This is a genomic window from uncultured Aurantimicrobium sp., from assembly GCF_936931525.1.
In the GTDB taxonomy this organism is placed as follows: domain Bacteria; phylum Actinomycetota; class Actinomycetes; order Actinomycetales; family Microbacteriaceae; genus Aurantimicrobium.
Genome location: NZ_CAKZII010000119.1, coordinates 1 through 1261, shown reverse-complemented (window position 1 = coordinate 1261; position 1261 = coordinate 1). Strand labels below are relative to the sequence as shown.

The following is a 1261-nucleotide window of genomic DNA, read 5'->3' as shown; positions in this document are numbered from 1 at the left end:
AACGGTGTCTTCGTGACCCTACCTGCTGGTGTTGCTGACGAACTGCGCAAGGAGTTCCGTTTCTATGACTGGAACGCGGCCACGGGTGAAGTGCGCTGGATGTGTGCATGGGACACCACTGAAGATGACATTGACTACTTCGCTGAGGCAGTGAAGAAGGTTCTGGAAGGCAAGTAATGCCCACGATCGTTCTAACTGGTTCCTCGCTCGAAATCCAGATGTCGTTCTGGGAGCGTGTGGGCTCACTTTCTTCGAACATCTCTGTTCCACTGACCGCTGTGGTTCACGCCACCGATGACCCCACGTTCATTCGTCACGGTCTCGGTCTCCGTGTCGGTGGAACCGGCATGCCTGGCTTCGTTGCCGAAGGACACTTCCGCAAAAACGGCAACCGCATCTTTGCTAACTGGCACCGTGGTGAACAAGTCGTTGTCGTTGACCTGCAGGGTCAGAAGTGGGACAAGCTGGCCATTGGGTGTTCTGATGCCAAAGCCACAGCAACTGCAATCAACACCGCAATTGCGGGTCTGACCAACAACTAGATCCGGACAAACAAGAACGCCCCCGATTTCTCGGGGGCGTTCTTCGTTGAAGATTTAGTCTTCGAATGCGTCGTAGCGAACGATCTCTGCAAGCTCGTGACGAACACGAGGTGCCTTCTCGCGCTCTGCGAGAGCCTCTGGGAGATCATCAGCTGGAGCGAGCTTGCCCACTGCAATGGTGAGGAATGCTTCGTAACCTGCAGGCAGGTTGAAAGCTTCCTTGAGAGCCTCAACATCGGTTCCTGCAACCTGGTGAACATAGAGTCCATCTGTCTGGGCCTGAACGGAGAAGTGAGCTACCGACTGACCGAGGTCATACAGTGCGTAGTGGTTGGGGGTGCCGTCAGCGCCAGCGGTCTGAGCAACAGCAACGATGATGGCCGAAGCGTTGGGCATCCATGCCGAGTTCCAGCCTGCAAGGGTGGGAACAATCTTGTTGAAGGTCTCGTCACCGCGGAAACCCACGATGAAGCGCCAAGGCTGGCTGTTGTTGGCCGAAGGCGACCAGCGTGCAGCCTCGAATGAAGCGTTCAGATCTGCCTTAGTTAGTGTCTTCGTTGCGTCGTAGGAGCGGGGGCTCCAACGGTTGGCTAGAACAGGGTTGATGGGGGTGCTGGTTACGGCAGCGCGTGACATACAGATCCTTTGGTTTGGGTGCTTCGATAATGCGTGTGAGGGCCGCGACAGAATGCGGCGCCGTTGGAAGTAACAGCCTGGGC

At 56.3% G+C, this 1261-nt stretch carries 2 protein-coding genes and 1 pseudogene; 2 read left to right on the top strand and 1 reads right to left on the bottom strand.

From position 1 onward, the window contains the following. Together Q0362_RS05435 and Q0362_RS05430 are read left to right on the top strand one after the other, a co-directional pair. Nucleotides 1-177: pseudogene (locus Q0362_RS05435) on the top strand (threonine aldolase); the annotation flags it as partial. After that, nucleotides 177-542 carry a hypothetical protein gene (locus Q0362_RS05430; RefSeq protein WP_298120887.1) on the top strand — a complete coding sequence of 122 codons (366 nt, stop codon included), beginning with the start codon at nucleotides 177-179 and terminating at the stop codon, nucleotides 540-542. The pseudogene Q0362_RS05435 and the gene Q0362_RS05430, both read left to right, overlap by 1 nt. A gap of 54 nt (nucleotides 543-596) precedes the next feature. On the opposite strand, the gene Q0362_RS05425 is transcribed toward Q0362_RS05430, so the two are convergent. Beyond that, on the bottom strand, nucleotides 597-1178 hold the full coding sequence (locus tag Q0362_RS05425) for a nitroreductase family protein (RefSeq protein ID WP_298120884.1): 582 nt from the start codon (nucleotides 1176-1178) through the stop codon (nucleotides 597-599). Nucleotides 1179-1261 lie beyond the last annotated feature (83 nt).